A 19,443-nucleotide genomic window follows, 5' to 3' on the forward strand; every position below is an offset into this window, starting at 1 on the left:
GCGTCTCGGCGCGCGCCGCTGGTGCTCAGTCGGCGCCGGGGAATCCCAGTTGCCGCCAGGCCTCGAACACGACCACCGCCACCGCGTTGGACAGGTTGAGGCTGCGGTTGTGTGGCTGCATCGGCAGGCGCAGGCGCTGCGCGTCGGACACCTGCTCCAGCACGGCGTCCGGCAGGCCGCGGGTTTCCGGGCCAAACAGGAAGGCGTCGCCGTCGGCGAAGGCGGGCGTATCGTAGCGGGTGCTGCTGCGGGTGCTGAGGGCGAACAGGCGGCGGGGGGCGATGGCCTGCAGGGCCGCTTCCAGCGATGCGTGGACCTGCAGTCGGGCGTATTCGTGGTAGTCCAGGCCGGCGCGCTTGAGCTGGCGGTCGCCGAGGTCGAAGCCCAGCGGCTCGATCAGGTGCAATTGCGCGCCGGTATTGGCGCAGAGGCGGATGACGTTGCCCGTGTTGGGTGGAATCTCGGGCTGGTACAGCAGAACGTGCAGCGTTGGGGTGGCGATCATCGGCGCAGTGTACGCGCCGGCGCGGCGGGCTTGGGGCGGGTTCAGCGCACCAGGCCGACCGCCAGGTCCTGGCCCAGCTTCTGCAGGCTCGGCTGCAGCTGCAGCATCGCGGTGTCCAGCGTCTCGCCGACCACGTCGCCGATCGCCAGCATGCTGCCCATGTCCGCGTCCGGACGCACCTGCACGGTGGCCAGGGTCACCACGTGCTGGCCGGCGGCCTGTTCCATGTCGCGTTCGGCCAGCTGCTCGGCCGACGGGCGCACCTGCACCGCGGCCAGAGTTGCGATGTGGCTGGACAGTTCGGCCTCTCGCTGGGCGATCTGCTCGGCGGAGGGACGCACCTGCACGGCGGCGAGGGTGGCGATGCCGCTGGTCTGCTCGACATTGCGCTGGGCGATCTGTTCGGCCGACGGACGCACCTGCACGGTGTCCAGGGTGGCGATCTGCGTGGCGGCGAAGGACGGGGCGGCGAACAGGGCGGCGATGGCGGCGGTCAGGAGCAGGGTGGTGGTTTTCATGGCGGGCCTCGTTGGTGTTGTTGATCAGTGGTGTGGTAGTAATGTAGTACACCTAATCAGGGGCTGCAAGAACTTTTTCGTGTTGCGTTGTTTCATTAAGCTTGCATTCACTAATGCGGCGTCGGCTTTCGCGCTTGAGGGTGTTCAAGCAGGCTGCGTGCCAACTCCAAGTATCTGTATTTGAAGAGGAATTGATCTCTCTGGAGTGTCCGCGGGCGGACACCCGGGCGCTCGCGTACGCCGGACACGGACACCGCGGCGCCCGTCGTGGCGGCCGTCGACCCGCTGGCGGCGCGGTCGCGACGCCGTCGAAGCAGGACCTCAGCGACAACGGCGGAATACGCGCCGTGCGGGACGCCCGGTACGATCGGCGTTCACCGGCTGTTTCATCGGCCCCAAGGAAGAAGGATCCGCATGACCGTCTCGACCCGCCCGCGTGGCACCCTGCTGGCCCTCGCCCTGTCCGCCGCGCTCGGCGCACTGAGCTATGCGCCGCCCTCGACGGCGGCCAGGCCCGCCGCCGCCACGTCGGTGGATATCGCCTATGCGCAATTCACCCTGCCCAACGGACTGCGGGTGGTGGTGCACACCGATCGCAAGGCGCCGATCGTGGCGGTCAACCTCTGGTACCACGTCGGTGCCAAGGACGAGCCGGCCGGGCGCACCGGGTTCGCGCATCTGTTCGAGCACCTGATGTTCCAGGGCAGCGAGAACCACCACGGCGAGTTCTTCGAGCCGTTCAAGCAGGTCGGCGTCACCGACCAGAACGGCACCACCAACAGCGACCGCACCAATTACTTCGAGAACGTGCCGACCACTGCGCTGGACATGGCGCTGTGGATGGAATCGGACCGCATGGGCCACCTGCTCGGCGCCATCGACCAGGCCGCGCTGGACGAACAGCGCGGGGTGGTCCAGAACGAGAAGCGCCAGGGCGAGAACCAGCCATACGGGCAGGCCTGGAGCCGGCTGAGCCGCGCGCTGTACCCGGCCGGCCACCCGTACCACCACACCGTCATCGGCTCGATGAACGACCTCAACGCGGCCTCGCTGGCCGACGTGAAGCAATGGTTCCGCACCTGGTACGGGCCCAACAACGCGGTGCTGGTGCTGGCCGGCGACATCGACGTGGCCACCGCCAAGGAGACGGTGGCGCGCTACTTCGGCGACATTCCTGCCGGCCCGACCATGGCCCAGCCCAAGGTCGACGTGGCCCAGCGCAGCCAGTCCACCCGCGAGACCATGACCGACAAGGTGCCGCAGACGCGGATCTACCGGGTCTGGAACGTGGCCCAGACCGGCACCGAGGATGTCGACCGCCTGCAGTTGCTGGCGCAGGTGCTGGGCGGCGCCAAGTCCTCGCGGCTGGATCGGCGCCTGGTCCACGAGGACAAGCTGGTCGACCAGATCAGTGCCTCGGTGTGGCCGTCGCAGCTCGGCTCCGGCTTCGGCATCATCGCCATGGTCAAGCAGGGCGTGGACCCGGCCAGGGTCGAGGCGGCGATCGACGAGGAAGTGCGCAGGCTGCTGGACAAGGGCCCGGACAAGGCGGAACTGGCGCGCGCCAAGACCGCGTTCCGCGCCGGCTTCATCCGTGGCGTCGAACGCATCGGCGGCTTCGGCGGCAAGGCCGACGTGCTGGCCGAGTGCGCGGTGTACACCGGCGACCCCGGCTGCTTCCGCACCTCGCTGGCGACCATCGCCTCCACCCGCCCGCGCGATCTCACCGCGGTCGGCCGCAAATGGCTGGGCAAGGGCGACTACACCTTGCTGATCCAGCCGGGCGAACGCGTGGCCCTGGCCGAGGAACCGACGGTGCAACCGGCGCCGCTGAACCCGCCGCCGGTCGATCCCCAATACCGCGTCCTGCCCAGCGTGGTCGATCGCAGCGCCGGCCCGCCCAAGACCACCCAGTTCCCGCAGCTGAAGTTCCCGGCGCTGCAGCGCGCCACGCTGAAGAACGGCAGCACGGTGATCCTGGCCGAGCGCCACGACGTGCCGGTGGTGCAGTTCAGCTACGAGTTCCGCGGCGGCTACAGCGCCGACCAGGGGCGCAAGCCGGGCACGGCCAGTTTCGCCATGGGCATGCTCGACGAGGGTGCCGGCGAGCGCGATGCGCTGGCGTTCGCCGATGCGGCCGATGCCCTGGGCGCGTCGCTGTCCGCCGGCGCTTCGCTGGACGGCAGCAATGCCTATCTGTCGGCGCTGAAGGAGAACCTGGCGCCGTCGCTGGCGCTGTATGCGGACATGCTGCGGCGGCCGCGTTTTGCGCCGAACGAGATCGAGCGGATCCGCGCCAGTTGGATCGCCGGCATCCGCCAGGAGAAGGCGCAGCCCAACGGCGTGGCGATGCGGGTACTGCCGCCGCTGCTGTACGGCGCCGGCCATCCGTATGCGATCCCGTTCAGCGGCACCGGCACCGAGGCGGCGATCGCGGCGCTGCAGCGCGAGGACCTGGTCGACTTCCACCGCGACTGGGTACGCCCGGAGAACGCCACCCTGATCGTGGTCGGCGACACCACCCTGGGCGAGATCGTGCCGCTGCTCGACGCGCAGTTCGGCGACTGGAAGGGCGAGGGCCAGGCGCCGTCGGTGCCGGCCGCGGCCAGCGTGGCGCGGCCGGCCAAGCCGCGCGTGTACCTGATCGACCAGCCCGGCGCGGTGCAGGCCAACCTGTTCGCCTCGGAACTGGTGCCGCCGACCACCGATGCGGCGTCGGTCCGCTTCGACATGGCCAACGGCGTGATCGGCGGCGATTTCACCTCGCGCCTGAACATGAATCTGCGCGAGAACAAGCATTGGTCCTACGGCGCGCGCAGCGGCGCGGCCAGCGCGCTCGGCCAGCGGCCGTGGACCGCCTCGGCGCCGGTGCAGATCGACAAGACCGCGCCCGCGTTGCAGGAAATGGCCAAGGAGATCAGCGCCTTCGCCAACGGCAAGGCGCCGCCGACGGCGGAGGAGGTGGCGCGCATCCGCAACATCCAGACCCTGAGCCTGCCCGGCGCCTACGAGACCGCCAGTTCGGTGATGGGCGCGATCGGTGGCATCGTCCGCTATGGCCGTCCCGACGACTACGTGTTCAAGCGCAAGGCGGAGATCGAGGCGATGACCCCGGCGCAGGTGCGCGAGGCGGCGTCGATGCTCGATCCGAACAGCCTGACCTGGGTGGTGGTGGGCGACCTGAAGCAGATCGAGGCGCCGGTGCGCGCGCTGAAGTTGGGCGAGGTCACGGTGATCGATGCCGATGGCGTGCCGCAGGGCGGTGCAGCGGCGGCCCCCGCGCCGCGCTGATCGGGCGACGCGCGTCGGCACTCGCCGGCGCGCGCTGTGGCAGGGCGGGCGACCGCGCCGGCCGTGTCATGGCGGATTCAGCGTTTTGCGGCACAATCCGGATTCACCTGCCACCGGGCCCCTCCATGCGTCTACCGATCGCCTTCGTCCTGCTCGCCACGCTCGCCGGCTGCACCTGGGTGCCGATGGCGCCGGAAGGCAAAGGGGTGCGGGTGCTGCCGCCCGGGCAGGCCGCCAGCGGTTGCGAGAAGCGCGGCGAGGTGGTGGTGTCGGTGAAGAGCAGCGTCGGCTTCTACCAGCGCAACCCGCTGCGGGTCCGCGAAGAGCTGGAGACCCTGGCCCGCAACGAGGCGCCCGGCGTGGGCGCCAACACCGTGCAGGCGATGGGCGACCCGGTCGACGGCGACCAGCGCTTCACCGCCTACCAGTGCGGCGGTCGCTGAACCGCTCAGACCATACGCTTTCCGGGGATTTGTTAAAGATGCGGTAAAACGGTGTAACCGCTAGAATTGGCGCCCCCTCGCCTGACCCTGGCGTACACCTCGATGCTCTTCACCAACGTCTCGATCGCGGGACTGGCGCATATCGACGCGCCGCACACGCTGACCTCCAAGCAGATCAACGCGCGCCTGCAGCCTACCTTGGACCGGCTGCGGATCCGTGCCGACGTGCTCGGCGACATCGCCGGCGTCCACGCGCGGCGCATGTGGGACCAGGACCTGCAGGCTTCCGACGTGGCGACGCTGGCGGCGCGCAAGGCGATGAGCGATGCGGGCATCGAGGCTGGACAGGTCGGGCTGCTGGTCAACACCTCGGTCAGCCGCGATTACCTGGAGCCGTCCACCGCCAGCATCGTCGCCGGCAACCTGGGCGTGAGCGAGCAGTGCATGACCTTCGACGTCGCCAATGCCTGCCTGGCCTTCATCAACGGCATGGACATCGCGGCGCGGATGATCGAGCGTGGCGAGATCGACTACGCGATGGTGGTCGATGGCGAGACCGCCAACCTGGTGTACGAGAAGACCCTGGAGCGGATGGCCTCGCAGGACCTGACCGCTGACGCCTTCCGCGACGAGATGGCGACCCTGACCCTGGGTTGCGGTGCCGTGGCGATGGTGATGGCGCGTACCGACCTGGCACCGGATGCGCCGCGCTACCGCGGTGGCGTGACCCGCTCGGCCACGCAGTGGAACTCCCTGTGCCGGGGCAACATGGACCGCATGGTCACCGACACCCGCATGCTGCTGATCGAAGGCCTCAAGCTGGGCCAGAAGACCTTCGCCGCTGCCCGGCAGGCGCTGGGTTGGGCCGTGGACGAACTGGACCAGTTCGTCATCCACCAGGTCAGCCTTCCGCACACCAAGGCCTTCATGAAGAGCTTCGGGATCGACCAGAAGAAGGTCATGACCATCTTCGGCGAATACGGCAACATCGGCCCGGCCAGCGTGCCGATCGTGCTCAGCAAGCTGCGCGAGCTGGGCCGCCTGAAGAAGGGCGACCGGATCGCGCTGATGGGCATCGGCTCGGGCCTGAACTGCTCGATGGCCGAGGTGGTTTGGTAAGCGACAGGGCGCAGGGCAGGCGCGCGGATTTTCCTTGCGCGCCTCAAGTTGGGTGTTTAGAAAGAAATTTGTTAGATTTCTTTCCTAAGAGCCTTCCCCAGCCACGGCAAGGATTGCCCGATGTCGCTTCGACGCTGTACCGGACACTACGTCCCCGGATCGCTGGCCGGCAGCCGTTATCAGGCATTCGTTCCTGACCCGCTGCCGCCCGAGCCGCCGCTGCAGTTGGCGGCGCCGCCGCTGATCGCGCGCAAGGAACAGGCTGACCAGGCGTTGGGTCGCCTGGATGGCATCACCCTGATGCTGCCGGACCCGGAGCTGTTCCTCTACCACTACGTGCGCAAGGAAGCGGTGCTGTCCTCGCAGATCGAGGGCACGCAGTCGTCGCTGTCCGACCTGCTGCTGTTCGAGCTGGACGAGGCGCCGGGTGTTCCCCAGGACGACGTGGAGGAGGTCTCCAATTACGTCGCCGCGTTGAACCACGGGTTGCGACGCTTGCGCCAGGACGACTTCCCGCTGTCGCTGCGCCTGATCCGCGAGATGCACGCCCTGCTGCTGCAAGGTGGGCGTGGTGCCGGCAAACGTCCGGGCGAGTTCCGTTCGGGCCAGGTCTGGATCGGCGGTGCCTCGCCGGCGTTGGCGCATTTCGTGCCGCCGCCGCCGGAGGCACTGGATGCGGCGCTGACTGCCTTCGAGCGTTTCCTGCACGCGCCGGACCGCGATGTCTCGCCGCTGGTCAAGGCGGCTCTGGCGCATGTGCAGTTCGAAACCATCCACCCCTTCAGCGACGGCAACGGCAGGTTGGGCCGGCTGCTGATCGCGTTGATCCTGTGCAACGAAGGTGTGCTGCGCGCACCCAGCCTGTATCTGAGCCTGTTCTTCAAGCGTCATCGCGCGCGCTATTACGAGCGCCTCAATGCGGTGCGCACCGAGGGCGACTGGGAAGGTTGGCTGGATTTTTTTCTCGAGGGCGTGGCGGACACGGCGCAACAGGCGGTCACCACCGCGCAGCGCCTGCTGGCCCTGCTGGCGGCCGACCGTGCCCGTATCGCCGGGTTGGGAACGCGCGCCGGCAACGTCGGCCTGGTGTTCGAGCAGTTCGCCCGTCGCGTGTTGCTCGGCGTGCCGCAGGTCCAGCCGCATTTGCCGCTCAGCGCACCGACGATCCGTGCCGCCATCCGCACCCTGCAGGATCTGGATATCGTCAACGAACTCACCGGACAGCAGCGGCACCGCGTGTTCGCCTATCAGGCCTATCTGGACATCCTCAGCGAGGGTGCGCAGCCACTATGAGCCCTCCGGTGCCGCACGCCGACGGCGATGCGCCACGCGCCGCGGCGCCGCCGTTCTCATTCCTCTCCACATCGCATCGGTCCCCCGCATGAACTACCCCGGTTACCCCTTCACCCCGCAGCGCTTCCAGGTTCGCCCGGGGCTGCACATGTCCTATCTCGACGAGGGCCCGCGCGATGGCGAGGTGGTGGTGATGCTGCACGGCAATCCGTCGTGGAGCTATCTGTGGCGCACGCTGGTGAGCGGATTGTCGGATCGCTACCGCTGCATCGTGCCCGACCACATCGGCATGGGCCTGTCGGACAAGCCGGACGATGCGCCGGGCGCGCGGCCGGGCTACGACTACACCCTGCAATCGCGCGTGGACGACCTCGACGCGCTGCTGCGGCACCTGCGCATCGACGGGCCGGTGGCGCTGGCGGTGCACGACTGGGGCGGCATGATCGGCTTCGGCTGGGCGCTGTCGCACCATGCGCAGGTGCGGCGCCTGGTCATCACCAATACCGCGGCGTTCCCGCTGCCGGCGGCCAAGCCGATGCCGTGGCAGATCGCGATGGGCCGGCATTGGCGCATGGGCGAATGGTTCATCCGCACCTTCAATGCGTTCTCCTCGGGCGCGTCGTGGCTGGGCGTGTCGCGGCGCATGCCCGCCGACGTGCGTCGCGCCTACGTGGCGCCGTACGACAGCTGGGCCAACCGCATCTCCACCATCCGCTTCATGCAGGACATCCCGCTGTCGCCGGCGGACAAGGCCTGGTCGCTGCTGGCGCGGGCCGAGCAGGCGTTGCCCTCGTTCGCCGATCGACCGGCCTTCATCGGCTGGGGCCTGCGCGACATCTGCTTCGACCATCATTTCTTGGAGGGCTTCCGCTGCGCGCTGCCGCAGGCCGAGGTGATGGCCTTCGAGGACGCCAACCACTACGTGCTGGAAGACAAGCACGAGGTGCTGGTGCCGGCGATCCGCCGCTTCCTGGACGCGCATCCGCTGGCGTGAGCACGCTACGCGGCGGGTGCCGGCGTGCAGCCGTGCGCCGCAGTGGCGTGCAGCAGATGCGGAGAGCATTGCCGCGACATGCGCCGCGATGACGGCGCCGCTGCGCCGTGGATCGTCTACACGGGCGCATGCAAACTGCTACCGGTTGCCGTGCTGCAACATGTGCGGCTGTGTACAGTCGCCGCCGACGTGCACGTTGCGCCGAAGCGGACGATGCACGCAATCCGACCGGAGACCGAGAGTGAAAGCGATGGCAATGGCGATGCTGCTGATGGCGATGAGCGTGCCGGGCGTGCATGCGGAGGACCTGACGACGTCCGCTGACGGCAAGACGCTGACGGTGGGATTCGGCCAACCCACCTGGAAGCAGGTGCTGCACTATCGCAAGCTGTACGACAAGAAGCCGTTCCCCGATGCGGAGATCTATTACTACAGCAACGGCATGTACAAGATCATTTCGCAGGGCGAGAACCACTACGGCGTGTACGTGCTGCAGGGCAGTTTCGACGAGCAGACCTATACGATCCGCTTCATCTCGTTGCCGTCCGAGGACTGGGGCAACAAGACCGCCTTCCACCAATTGACCTTCATCCGCGGCGAGGACAAGAACGTCTTCATCCAGAATGCGATCGTCGACACCGGCGAGGCCATCGCCCAGCAGAACGGCACCTACACCCTGGAAAAGAACACGGTGACCAATCCGGTACCGACTGCCTGGAAACATCGCTGAGCCGAGGCGGCGCGCGGGTGCCGCGTGCGTCGCGCCGCTCGCCGGATGCTGCCAGGGGCTCGTCGTCTCGTAGGAGCGGCTTCCGCCGCGACCTGACTTTCCGGGTAACGCCGCTCGCCGCCGATCCCACAGACGGGGACAAGAGCCGCTTCTACGGCCTCCCCGCCTTCCTGGCGGCTGCCGCCGCTCAGGCGTCCGGCAGATTGCGTTCGACCACGCCGTCCCAGTCGGCCGGGGTCAGCAGCGGCAGGCCGTGCGCCAGCCGCGATTTGTCGCACTGCGCGCTGCGTTCGCCGAATTCCAGCGAGGCCGGCACCGCCGCGCACACCGATGGCCGCCGCTCGTGAATGCTGCAGCGGCTGTAGCGGCCGATGTCCGCGTCCAGGGCGATGCAGCGCGGCTGCGCCTGCGAGGTGCCGCGCATCACCCGCTCATGGGTGCGCAACGGCTCGGTGAGCTCGAACGGGACCCTGCCGCCCAGCGCGGGATCGGCTTCGCTCCAGTGGAAACTGACGCGGAAGTAGGCGCAGCAGGCGCCGCAGGTGAGGCAGGGATGGGACATGGCAGCCGGGCCTTGCGCGGCGAACAGCGGTGGGGGGCGCGGCATTCTGACCGAACCGGCGCGCGCTGCAAGCACTGCGGCATTCAGCCGTGGCCGTCACGGGCGCGCTGTCGGCTGCGGCCCGGCGCATCGGCGATAATCGGCGCATGACCACGACCTGCAACATCGCGGCCACGCTGCCGCGGCTGGCGCGCGAGCGCCCGGACCAGATCGCCATGCGCTGCCCCGGCCGGCCCGGCCCCGGCGGCATGGCGGCCTACGACGTGACCCTGAGCTATGCGCAGCTGGATGCGCGCAGCGATGCCATCGCTGCCGGCCTGGGCGCTTACGGCATCGGCCGCGGCACCCGCACGGTGGTGATGGTGCGGCCGTCGCCCGAGTTCTTCCTGCTGATGTTCGCGCTGTTCAAGGCCGGCGCGGTGCCGGTGCTGGTGGACCCCGGCATCGACCGGCGCGCGCTCAAGCAATGCCTGGACGAGGCGCAGCCGGAGGCCTTCATCGGCATTCCGCTGGCGCAGCTGGCGCGGCGCCTGCTCGGCTGGGCGCGCTCGGCGAAACGGATCGTCACCGTCGGCCGGCGCTGGGCCTGGGGCGGCACCACGCTGGCGCGGATCGAGCGCGCCGGCCAGGGCGCCGGCAGCCAGCTGGCCGACACGGCCGCCGACGACGTCGCCGCGATCCTGTTCACCAGCGGCTCCACCGGCGTGCCCAAGGGCGTGGTCTACCGGCACCGGCATTTCGTCGGCCAGATCGAGCTGATGCGCAATGCCTTCGACATGCAACCCGGCGGGATCGACCTGCCGACCTTCCCGCCCTTCGCGCTGTTCGACCCGGCGCTGGGACTGACCTCGGTGATCCCGGACATGGACCCGACGCGTCCGGCCAAGGTCGATCCGCGCAAGCTGCACGATGCGATGCAGCGCTTCGGCGTGACCCAACTGTTCGGGTCGCCCGCGTTGATGCGGGTGCTGGCCGACTACGGCAAGCCGTTGATCAACGTGCGCTGCGCCACCTCGGCCGGCGCGCCGGTGCCGCCGGACGTGGTGGCGCGGATCCGCAGCCTGCTGCCGGAGGATGGACGGTTCTGGACGCCCTACGGCGCCACCGAGTGCCTGCCGGTGGCGGTGATCGAGGGTCGCGAGCTGCAGGACACGCGCGCGGCCACCGAGAACGGCGCCGGCACCTGCATCGGCACCGTGGTGCCGCCCAACGAGGTGCGCATCATCGCCATCGACGATGCCGCCATTCCCGAGTGGAGCGGCGTGCGCGAAGTTCCGGTGGGCACGGTCGGCGAGATCACCGTGGCCGGCCCGACCGCCACCGACACCTATTTCAACCGCGACGCGGCCACGCGCCTGGCCAAGATCCGCGAGCGCCTGGACGACGGCAGCGAGCGCGTCGTGCACCGCATGGGCGACGTCGGCTATTTCGATGCGCAGGGCCGTCTGTGGTTCTGCGGGCGCAAGACCCAGCGCGTGGAAACCGCGCAGGGGCCGCTGTACACCGAACAGGTGGAGCCGATCTTCAACGCGCTGCCGGGCATCGGCCGCACCGCCCTGGTCGGCATCGGCGAGCCGGGGCGGCAGCGTCCGGTGCTGTGCTACGAGCTCGAAGTGAACGCCATGCTGTCGAGCGGCCCGGAACTGCAGGCGCTGCAGCAGCAACTGCGCGACACCGCCGCCGCGCATGCGCACACGGCCGGCATCGTCGACTTCCTGAGCCACCCGGGGTTCCCGGTGGACATCCGCCACAACGCCAAGATCGGGCGCGAAAAGCTGGCGCTGTGGGCGGCGGAACAGCGTAAATGAGTGCACGCGGCAGCTGGCCTGGCGTGCCTGTGCTGCTGGGCGACGTTGGCGTGAAGCAAGGCCGGCCCCAGAATGGCCGCCCTGACAATGGAGTGTGGCGATGAAGATCGTGGTGACCGGTGGCGGTGGATTCCTGGGCCAGGCGCTGTGCCGCGGGCTGGTCGCGCGCGGGCACCAGGTGGTCAGCTTCAACCGCGGCCACTACCCGGAACTGCAGGCGCTGGGCGTGGCCCAGGTGCGTGGCGACCTGGCCGACGCGCAGGCGCTGCAGCATGCGCTGGCCGGCGCCGATGCGGTGTTCCACAACGCCGCCAAGGCCGGCGCCTGGGGCAGCTACGACAGCTACTACCAGCCCAACGTGGTCGGCACCGAGAACGTGCTGGCGGCCTGCCGTGCGCATGGCGTGGGGCGCCTGGTCTACACCTCCACGCCGAGCGTGACCCACCGCGCCACCCATCCGGTCGAAGGCCTGGGCGCGGACCAGGTGCCCTACGGCGAGGAGTTCCAGGCGCCGTACGCGGCGACCAAGGCGATCGCCGAGCGCATGGTGCTGGCCGCCAACGACGCGCAACTGGCCGTGGTGGCGCTGCGTCCGCGGCTGATCTGGGGGCCGGGCGACAACCAGATCCTGCCCAAGCTGGTCGCACGCGCGCAGGCGGGGCGCGTGCGCCTGGTCGGCGGCGGCGACAACAAGGTCGATTCCACCTACATCGACAACGCCGCGCAGGCGCATTTCGACGCCTTCGAGCACCTGGCGGTGGGGGCGCCCTGCGCCGGCAAGGCCTACTTCATTTCCAACGGCGAGCCATTGCCGATGCGCGAACTGCTCAACAAGCTGCTCGTCGCGGTCGGTGCACCGACCGTGACCAAGACGCTCTCGTTCAAGGCCGCCTACCGCATCGGCGCCACCTGCGAGACGCTGTGGCCGCTGCTGCGCCTGCGCGGCGAGCCGCCGCTGACGCGCTTTCTGGCCGAGCAGCTGTGCACCCCGCACTGGTACAGCATGGAACCGGCGCGGCGCGACTTCGGCTACGTGCCGCAGGTGACGATCGAGCAGGGCCTGCAGCGGCTGGCGTCCTCATGGCGCCACGACACGTCCGTCACCCGCTGACGACCGCTGTTTGCCGAAGATGATGCCGCGCCGATTCGGCACGACAACTTCTGGATATTGCCATGCTGCATTACGCCATCATCTTCTTCGTGATCGCCATCATCGCCGCCGTGCTCGGCTTCAGCGGCATCGCCGGTGCGGCGACCAACATCGCCTGGATCCTGTTCGTGGTGTTCCTGATCCTGGCGGTGATCTCGATGTTCCGCCGCGGCAAGGTGTAGTCCTTCCGCGACGATCGCACGTCGATTTCTTGCCCGCGGCGCCCTGCGTCGCGGGCAAGTCGTTTCCGGGGATAGGTGCTGCGGCGTGCCGGCCCGGCCGGCGTGGCCGCCGTAGAGCGCATCGGCGCGCCGACGACGCAGTTGCCGGCATTCCTGAGCAGGTACGTGGGCGGTGCGCAGGCGCAGTAGCGGCGAGCGGTGGCACGGGCGGGGCATCTGTCTCGCCCTGCGCACGGCCTTGCGACGTGTCTGCCGCTAGAATGCGGGCATGTCTGGATCCCCCTTCGATGCTCTCAAGCCCCTGGCCGGCCGCGCGCTGGAAGCGGCGCTCAATCGCGCGCTGGCGCTGGACCCGGAAACCGGCGATGCCCTGCGCGACCTCGATGGCCAGCGCGTGGCGCTGACCCTGGAGGCGCCCGCGCTGGCCCTGCAGATCCGCGTCGACGGCACGCAGCTGCGGGTCGGACCGGTGGATCCGGCGCAGGAGCCGGAACTGGCGGTGCGCAGCACGCTCGGCGGCCTGCTCGCGCAATTGCCGTTCCTGGCGCAGGCGCGGCGCACCGGCGGCCCCGGCGGGCGGGTGCGGGTCTCCGGCGACGCCGAACTGGCGCGGCGCCTGCAGCACCTGGCCACGCGCTTCGATCCGGACTGGCAGCGGCCATTCGTGCAGGTGTTCGGCGAGGTGCTCGGCGTGCAGGTGGCCAACACCGCGCGTTCGGCCCTGCAGCAGGCCCGGCGCAGCGCGCAGGACCTGGCGCAGAGCGCGGCCGAGTACGTCACCGAGGAGTCGCGCGACGTGGTCGCGCGCGCCGAGCTGGAGGCCTTCTACGACGACGTCGACGTGCTGCGCGACGACATCGAACGCCTGGCCGCGCGGGTGGCGCGGTTGCAGCCGGAGCGTGGCGCATGAAGGCGATGTTCCGCGCCAGCCGCATCGGCCGGGTGATCCTGCGCTACCGCCTGGACGACCTGCTCGACGGCACCCCGGCCGAACGCTGGTTGCGCCTGGCCAAGCCGTTCGTGCCGCGCGCCAGCCCCGACATCGCCGCGCAGTCGCGCGGGGCGCGCCTGCGCTTGGCGCTGCAGGACCTGGGGCCGATCTTCGTCAAGTTCGGGCAGATCCTGTCCACCCGCCGCGACCTGATGCCGCCGGACGTGGCCGAGGAGCTGACCCTGCTGCAGGACCGGGTGCGCCCGTTCGACGGCGAGGCCGCGCGGCGCATCGTCGAGCAGGCGCTGGGGCGGCCGATCGCGGTGGCCTTCGCCAGCTTCGATACCGAACCGCTGGCCTCGGCCTCGATCGCGCAGGTGCATGCGGCGACGCTGCACGACGGCCGCGAAGTGGTGGTCAAGGTGCTGCGCCCGGACATCGAGCGGCAGATCGACGCCGACATCGCCTTGCTGAAATCGGCCGCCGCCCTGGTCGAACGCACCCATCCGCGTGCCGACAAGATCCGCCCGCGCGAGGTGGTGGCCGAGATCGAGACCACCCTGGCCGCGGAACTGGACCTGCAGCGCGAAGGCGCCAACGCCAGCGTGCTGCGCCGCTTCTGGCTGCACTCGGACGATCTGTACGTGCCGGAGGTGATCTGGACCCACACCGCCGAGCGCGCACTGACCCTGGAGCGGGTGCGCGGCATTCCCTCCGACGACATCGCCTCGCTGGACGCTGCCGGCATCGACCGCCGCGCACTGGCGGCCAAGGGCGTGCGGGTGTTCTACACCCAGGTGTTCCGCGACAACTTCTTCCATGCCGACGCGCACGCCGGCAACATCTGGGTCGACAGCGATCCGGCGCGCCGCGACAACCCGCGCTTCATCGCGCTGGACTTCGGCATCATGGGCCAGCTCTCGCAGGAAGATCAGTACTACCTGGCCGAGAACTTCATGGCCATCTTCAACAAGGACTACCGGCGCATGGCCGAGCTGCACGTGGAGGCCGGCTGGATGCCGGCGAGCGTGCGCATCGATGAACTGGAGGCGGCGGCGCGCTCGGTGTGCGAGCCGTACTTCACCCGGCCGCTGTCGCAGATCTCGCTGGCCGAGGTGCTGATCAAGCTGTTCCGCGTGGCCCAGCGCTACCAGCTGACCCTGCAGCCGCAGCTGATCCTGCTGCAGAAGACCCTGCTCAACATCGAAGGCGTCGGCCGCCAGCTCGACCCGGAGCTGGACATCTGGGCGGTGGCGCGGCCGGTGCTCGAACGCATCCTGATCGAGCGCTACAGCCCGCAGCGGGCGCTGCACGAACTGCGCAAGCGCCTGCCGGAGATCATGACCCACGCGCCGGACATGCCGCGGCTGATCCACGGCTGGCTGCGCCAGCAGGTCGAGGGCCGGCACGAGCTGTCGATGCGCTCGCGCGACCTGTTCGAACTCAACCTGCTGGTGCGGCGCATGCAGCGGCGGGTGGTCGCGGCGATCGCGGGCGTCGGCCTGCTCACCGTGGCCACGCTGCTGTACGCGCTCGACGCCGGCGGCCCGCAGTTGGGCGGGGTGTCGCTGTGGGCGTGGATCAGCGGCGGTGCCGGCGTGGCGGCCTTGCTGTCGGCATGGTGGCGGCGTTGACCGCGGCCACGCTCGACCGCACGCAACTGCAGGCGGTGCGGACCGAACTCGGCGCCGAGGGGCCGCGCCACGACGCCGGCCAGTCCGAGCGCGCGCAGCGCCTGCTCAATATCACCCCGGACACCGGCGAACTGCTGGCGGTGCTGGTGCGCGCCACGGGGGCGCGGCGGGTGCTGGAGATCGGCACCTCCAACGGCTATTCCACCCTGTGGCTGGCCGAGGCCGTGGCGGCGCTTGGCGGCGGCGTGGTCACGCTCGAATACGCCGCGCACAAGATCGCGCTGGCGCAGCGCAGTTTCGCCCGCGCCGGCGTGGAGGGCTGCGTCGAACTGGTCCACGCCGATGCCGGCGCCTGGCTGGCCGATGCGGCGTCGGCCGCGTTCGACCTGGTATTCCTGGACGCCGAGCGCACGCTGTACTGCGACTGGTGGCCGCAACTGCGCCGGGTGCTGCGGCCAGGCGGATTGCTGGTGGTGGACAACGCGCTGTCGCACGCGGCGGAGATGGCGCCGTTCGCGGCGCTGCTGCAGGCCGATGCGGTCTTCACCTGCACCACGCTGCCGGTCGGCAACGGCGAACTGTTGGCGGTCAAGGACGCGTAGGCATCGCCGCCGCGGGGCGCGGTTTCCGGTGCGCAGGGGCGACCGCCGCCGCGGCGCAGCGGCATGCCGCGCAGGCGCGCGATCGCGATCGAGCATCCGCCGCGATGCGGACGTGTCCGTGGCGTCGCGCGCCGACGCATCGCGCGCCTGGACGCCAGGCACGCCACGCGCATTGTGGCGCGCCGGTGCGGCACGGATAATCCGCAGGTGAATACCGCCGAACCTCCTTTGCAGATCCTGTACCAGGACGCGCTGCTGGCCGTGGTCGACAAGCCTGCCGGGCTGATGGTCCACGACAGCAAGCTCGCCCGCGGCGAGGACGATTTCCTCGCCGACCGCCTGCGTGCGCAGCTGGGCCGGCCGATCTTCCTGGTGCACCGGCTGGACCGCGCCACCAGCGGTTGCCTGCTGCTCGCCTTCGACCGCGACACCGCCAGTGCGCTGGGCAAGGCGCTGATGGGCGGCGAAGTGGACAAGGATTATCTGGCGATCTGCCGCGGCTGGCCGGCCGAGGAGCACTTCGACGTCGACCACGACCTCGACGGCGGCCCCGGCAAGCCGCTGAAGAAGCCGGCGCAGACCCGCTTCGCGCGCCTGGCCTGCGGCGAACTGCCGGTGCCGTCGGGCGAGTTCGCAACGTCGCGCTATGCGCTGCTGCGCTGCAGCCCGGTGACCGGGCGCTTCCGGCAGATCCGCCGCCACCTCAAACATCTGTCGCATCACCTGATCGGCGACACCAGCCACGGCGACGGCCGCCACAACCGCATCTTCCGCATGCAGGGCGTGCACCGCATGCTGCTGCACGCCGAGCGCCTGGCGTTTCCGCACCCGGATGGGCATCGCATCGCGGTGACGGCGCCGCTGGATGCGGCGTTCGTGCGGGCGTTCGGGTTGTTCGGCTGGGATCCTGCGCCGTGGCAGGTGGATGCGGGACGTGGTGTGCCGGGATAGCACCGCGCCCATCACGAGGCTGTTGCTGCAACAAAGTGCGCCGCCACTGCAGTGAGCTGTTGGAGGCTGATCTTTCGTACGCAGTGCCGATGCTCCCGCGGCGGAATGGCGGCGCAGCCTGGTTTGGTCTATCTTGCCTCACTGAATTCAGTAGTTTTCAAGGGGATGTATGTGGAATAAGGTTCGTTTATCTCTCGCTGTCTCGATTATTTTCATGCTGCCATTTTCTGCATCGGCAGGAGATGCTTCGGGAAAAGTGGCGACGATCATGGCGCACTCTCAGGATGTCGTATTCTTTTCCCTTGATGGGCCTTACACGAATGCGCCCGCATGCTCCAGCACGTCGTTGGCGTTGTCACTGGCAACCCAATCGGGAAGAGCCCAGTACGCACTGCTGCTAAGCGCCTCTGCACAAGGCAAGGTGGTGTACGTGCATGGAACAGGCGATTGTGCGGTATGGGGCGATCGCGAAACGGCCGCGTATATCTGGATGAACTGACCTGCTGCGTTATCCGCCGGGTATTGCGGGCCGCGAAGTAGCGATTGTGCTGATCGCACAATCATGGAAATTGGCACGCATGCCTGAGTAATGAATCGTAGGAGCGGCTTCAGCCGCGACCGGTTTCATCGGGAATGCCCGGTCGCGGCTGAAGCCGTTCCTACGACTGCAAGGCCGGTTTTAGTTATTTCGCCGGCGGCGTGTTGACCGTCTGCTCCAGGTCCTTCTGCAGGTCGGTGAACAGCGGGGTCATCTTCTGCTGGATCGCGCCCATCAGGTTCTGCATCAGCTGCGGGGTCTTGTCGAGCAGGCTCTGGCCGGCCGGGCTCTCGTAGAACTCGGCCATCGCCAGCACGTCCTGCTTGGAGAAGGTCTGCTTGTACAGGTTGACGTAGAGCGGGCGCATCTCCTGCCAGGACAGCGCCTTGCGCACGGTGGCCTGGGTGCGCTCCTGGATCTGCTGCAGCTTCTGCTGCTGGGTGGCGTCGAGCGGGTGCTGCGCGGTGAGCTGGGCGAACTGCTGGCGCTGCATTGCCTCGATCTGCGGCAGCATGGTGTCGAGCATGTTCTGCGCGCGCGAGGCCGACAGCAGACGGTTGACGTCGGCATCGGTGGGCGGTTCGGCCAGCGCCGGGGCGGCGGCCAGGGCCAGCAGCACGACCAGCAGCAAGCGCTGCGGCCAACGGAAGAAGCGCGGAGTCGGGGACATGGAGCATCCTGCAGGACGATGACCGGCGGCCAGAATACGGCAATCGCCGCGGCCCTGCCGACGCCCGCCGGGGCGCCGCGGGCCAGCGACCGCCGGCTGCGCCGTTCAGTCTTCCCCGGCCCGGAAATCAGGCAGTCCGGCGGATGCCCTACAATCCGCGCCATGGGTAATGGGGCCATCCACATCTCGAGCAGCCTGACGATTCCGGAGGACGAAATCGTCGAGCGCTTCGTGCGCGCCAGCGGCGCCGGCGGGCAGAACGTCAACAAGGTCGCCACCGCGGTCGAGTTGCGCTTCGACCTGGCCGGCTCGCCGTCGTTGCCGGAGCCGCTGCGCGCGCGGCTGCTGGCGCGGCGCGATCGGCGCATCACCGCCGAGGGCGTGCTGGTGATCGATGCGCAGCGCTTCCGTACCCAGGACCGCAACCGCGACGATGCGCGCCAGCGCCTGGCCGAGTTCATCGCCGCCGGGCTGTCGGTGCCGAAGCGGCGCATCGCCACCAAACCCTCGCACGGCGCCAAGTTGCGACGCCTGGACGCCAAGCGCGAGCGCAGCCAGATCAAACGCGGCCGGTCGCCCGGCCGCTGGGAGTGACTTTTGACCGAACGCGATTACCGCCTGCCCGCAGCGCCGCCGAACATGCCGATGGTCAAGCCCAGCCGCTTCATGCGCTGGCTCGGCCGCACCGCCTTGCGGGTGACCGGTTGGCGGGTCGTGGGCGAGTTCCCCAACGTCCCGAAGCTGGTGATGATCGTGGCGCCGCATTCGTCCAATTGGGACGGGTTCCTGGGCTTCGCGGTCAAGTTCGCGGTCGGCTTCGAGGTGCGCGTGCTGGGCAAGACCCAGCTGTTCTGGTGGCCGCTGGGGCCGCTGCTGCGCAAGCTCGGCGGCATCCCGCTGGATCGCACCTCGCCGCGCGGGGTGGTGGAACAGGCGGTGGCGTTGATCCGCGGCGCCGAGCGCATGTGGTACGTGATCACCCCCGAGGGCACGCGCAAGCGCGTGGAGAAGTGGAAGACCGGTTTCTGGAAGATCGCCCACGGCGCGCAGGTCCCGATTTTTCCGGTGTACTTCGACTACCCCAGCCGTACCGTCGGCCTCGGCGAGCCGGTGTACACCAGCGAGGACATGCAGGCCGACATCGCCGCGATCCGCGAATGGTACCGGCCGTGGCGCGGCAAGCATCGCGATACGTTATGAGCGACAGCGGCGGCTGACGGCGACGCGCATCCGCCGCCTTGCCCAACGGTACCAACCGATGTCGTGGGAGCGGCTTCAGCCGCGACCGGGACATCGGGAACGCCCTGGTCGCGGCTGAAGCCGCTCCTACGGTGCATGGGTCGGATGTCGTTGTGGGAGGGACTTCAGTCCCGACGCAGGAACGTACCAGGTGGCTTTGAGCTTCATTCGTCGCGGCTGAAGCCGCTCCCACAAATGCGGCGCATCGTCGGAGGGCTGCACTGTGGGAGAGACTTCAGTCCCGACGACGGACGGTATCTGCCGACCATTCGCTTTCGCTCGT

The 19,443-nt window shown here is 69.1% G+C and carries 20 protein-coding genes; 16 read left to right on the top strand and 4 right to left on the bottom strand.

The genetic code is table 11. The features are described 5' to 3' along the window. Positions 1-25: 25 nt before the first annotated feature. Both trmL and M3U25_RS16580 read right to left on the bottom strand, forming a co-directional pair. Positions 26-505 carry a tRNA (uridine(34)/cytosine(34)/5-carboxymethylaminomethyluridine(34)-2'-O)-methyltransferase TrmL gene (gene trmL, locus M3U25_RS16575; protein WP_355502212.1) on the bottom strand — a complete coding sequence of 160 codons (480 nt, stop codon included), beginning with the start codon at positions 503-505 and terminating at the stop codon, positions 26-28. Between the two features lie 41 nt (positions 506-546). Then, complete coding sequence (locus M3U25_RS16580) at positions 547-1,023, bottom strand: hypothetical protein (RefSeq protein WP_355502215.1); 477 nt, start codon at positions 1,021-1,023, stop codon at positions 547-549. A 414-nt stretch (positions 1,024-1,437) separates the two neighbouring features. Here M3U25_RS16580 and M3U25_RS16585 point away from each other — a divergent pair, with 414 nt between their 5' ends. The 6 genes from M3U25_RS16585 to M3U25_RS16610 all read left to right on the top strand — a co-directional run bounded on the left by M3U25_RS16585 (position 1,438) and on the right by M3U25_RS16610 (position 8,893). Beyond that, positions 1,438-4,314 (top strand): pitrilysin family protein, encoded by a 2,877-nt coding sequence (locus tag M3U25_RS16585; protein WP_355502218.1) that lies wholly within the window; start codon positions 1,438-1,440, stop codon positions 4,312-4,314. Positions 4,315-4,439: 125 nt separating this feature from the next. After that, on the top strand, positions 4,440-4,757 hold the full coding sequence (locus M3U25_RS16590) for a DUF4156 domain-containing protein (RefSeq protein ID WP_017907737.1): 318 nt from the start codon (positions 4,440-4,442) through the stop codon (positions 4,755-4,757). Positions 4,758-4,859: 102 nt separating this feature from the next. Beyond that, on the top strand, positions 4,860-5,876 hold the full coding sequence (locus tag M3U25_RS16595; RefSeq protein ID WP_242159273.1) for a 3-oxoacyl-ACP synthase III: 1,017 nt from the start codon (positions 4,860-4,862) through the stop codon (positions 5,874-5,876). A gap of 120 nt (positions 5,877-5,996) precedes the next feature. Further along, positions 5,997-7,169: a Fic family protein gene (locus M3U25_RS16600; protein ID WP_355502222.1), complete on the top strand. Its 1,173-nt coding sequence runs from the start codon at positions 5,997-5,999 to the stop codon at positions 7,167-7,169. Positions 7,170-7,257: 88 nt separating this feature from the next. Further along, a complete protein-coding gene (locus M3U25_RS16605) occupies positions 7,258-8,163 on the top strand; it encodes an alpha/beta fold hydrolase (protein WP_355502225.1) in 906 nt (301 codons plus the stop codon). A 250-nt stretch (positions 8,164-8,413) separates the two neighbouring features. Next, positions 8,414-8,893, top strand: a complete 480-nt coding sequence (locus M3U25_RS16610; protein ID WP_355502312.1) for a hypothetical protein — start codon at positions 8,414-8,416, stop codon at positions 8,891-8,893. Between the two features lie 187 nt (positions 8,894-9,080). Here M3U25_RS16610 and M3U25_RS16615 read toward each other — a convergent pair whose 3' ends face one another. After that, entirely contained in the window at positions 9,081-9,455 is a 375-nt protein-coding gene (locus M3U25_RS16615) for a YkgJ family cysteine cluster protein (protein ID WP_043095431.1), read from the bottom strand. A gap of 146 nt (positions 9,456-9,601) precedes the next feature. Here M3U25_RS16615 and oleC point away from each other — a divergent pair, with 146 nt between their 5' ends. The 8 genes from oleC (at position 9,602) to M3U25_RS16655 (ending at position 17,212) form a co-directional block, all read left to right on the top strand. Continuing rightward, the gene (gene oleC, locus M3U25_RS16620) at positions 9,602-11,263 is read left to right on the top strand and encodes an olefin beta-lactone synthetase (RefSeq protein WP_355502230.1); all 1,662 of its coding nucleotides are present in this window, start codon (positions 9,602-9,604) and stop codon (positions 11,261-11,263) included. A gap of 100 nt (positions 11,264-11,363) precedes the next feature. Further along, complete coding sequence (gene oleD, locus M3U25_RS16625) at positions 11,364-12,374, top strand: 2-alkyl-3-oxoalkanoate reductase (RefSeq protein ID WP_355502232.1); 1,011 nt, start codon at positions 11,364-11,366, stop codon at positions 12,372-12,374. A gap of 62 nt (positions 12,375-12,436) precedes the next feature. Next, a complete protein-coding gene (locus M3U25_RS16630) occupies positions 12,437-12,595 on the top strand; it encodes a DUF1328 domain-containing protein (RefSeq protein WP_003468167.1) in 159 nt (52 codons plus the stop codon). Positions 12,596-12,863: 268 nt separating this feature from the next. Beyond that, positions 12,864-13,505 (top strand): SCP2 sterol-binding domain-containing protein, encoded by a 642-nt coding sequence (locus M3U25_RS16635; RefSeq protein ID WP_160947889.1) that lies wholly within the window; start codon positions 12,864-12,866, stop codon positions 13,503-13,505. Beyond that, a complete protein-coding gene (gene ubiB / locus M3U25_RS16640) occupies positions 13,502-15,160 on the top strand; it encodes a ubiquinone biosynthesis regulatory protein kinase UbiB (protein ID WP_242159124.1) in 1,659 nt (552 codons plus the stop codon). Before M3U25_RS16635 ends, ubiB begins: the two co-directional genes overlap by 4 nt. After that, on the top strand, positions 15,145-15,762 hold the full coding sequence (locus M3U25_RS16645; protein ID WP_355502273.1) for a class I SAM-dependent methyltransferase: 618 nt from the start codon (positions 15,145-15,147) through the stop codon (positions 15,760-15,762). Before ubiB ends, M3U25_RS16645 begins: the two co-directional genes overlap by 16 nt. A gap of 207 nt (positions 15,763-15,969) precedes the next feature. Next, positions 15,970-16,713, top strand: coding sequence for a pseudouridine synthase (locus M3U25_RS16650; RefSeq protein ID WP_355502276.1), 744 nt, complete (start codon positions 15,970-15,972; stop codon positions 16,711-16,713). A 169-nt stretch (positions 16,714-16,882) separates the two neighbouring features. Continuing rightward, positions 16,883-17,212: a hypothetical protein gene (locus tag M3U25_RS16655; protein WP_242159127.1), complete on the top strand. Its 330-nt coding sequence runs from the start codon at positions 16,883-16,885 to the stop codon at positions 17,210-17,212. Between the two features lie 184 nt (positions 17,213-17,396). Here the strand turns inward: M3U25_RS16655 and M3U25_RS16660 are convergent, their stop codons facing one another. Next, on the bottom strand, positions 17,397-17,921 hold the full coding sequence (locus tag M3U25_RS16660; RefSeq protein WP_242159128.1) for a DUF2059 domain-containing protein: 525 nt from the start codon (positions 17,919-17,921) through the stop codon (positions 17,397-17,399). Positions 17,922-18,083: 162 nt separating this feature from the next. Here M3U25_RS16660 and arfB point away from each other — a divergent pair, with 162 nt between their 5' ends. Both arfB and M3U25_RS16670 read left to right on the top strand, forming a co-directional pair. Beyond that, positions 18,084-18,515 (top strand): alternative ribosome rescue aminoacyl-tRNA hydrolase ArfB, encoded by a 432-nt coding sequence (arfB, locus tag M3U25_RS16665; RefSeq protein ID WP_010340085.1) that lies wholly within the window; start codon positions 18,084-18,086, stop codon positions 18,513-18,515. Positions 18,516-18,566: 51 nt separating this feature from the next. Next, positions 18,567-19,121, top strand: a complete 555-nt coding sequence (locus tag M3U25_RS16670) for a lysophospholipid acyltransferase family protein (RefSeq protein WP_355502314.1) — start codon at positions 18,567-18,569, stop codon at positions 19,119-19,121. Positions 19,122-19,443 lie beyond the last annotated feature (322 nt).

Source organism: Xanthomonas sp. PPL134 (assembly GCF_040595915.1).
GTDB lineage: Bacteria > Pseudomonadota > Gammaproteobacteria > Xanthomonadales > Xanthomonadaceae > Xanthomonas_A > Xanthomonas_A indica.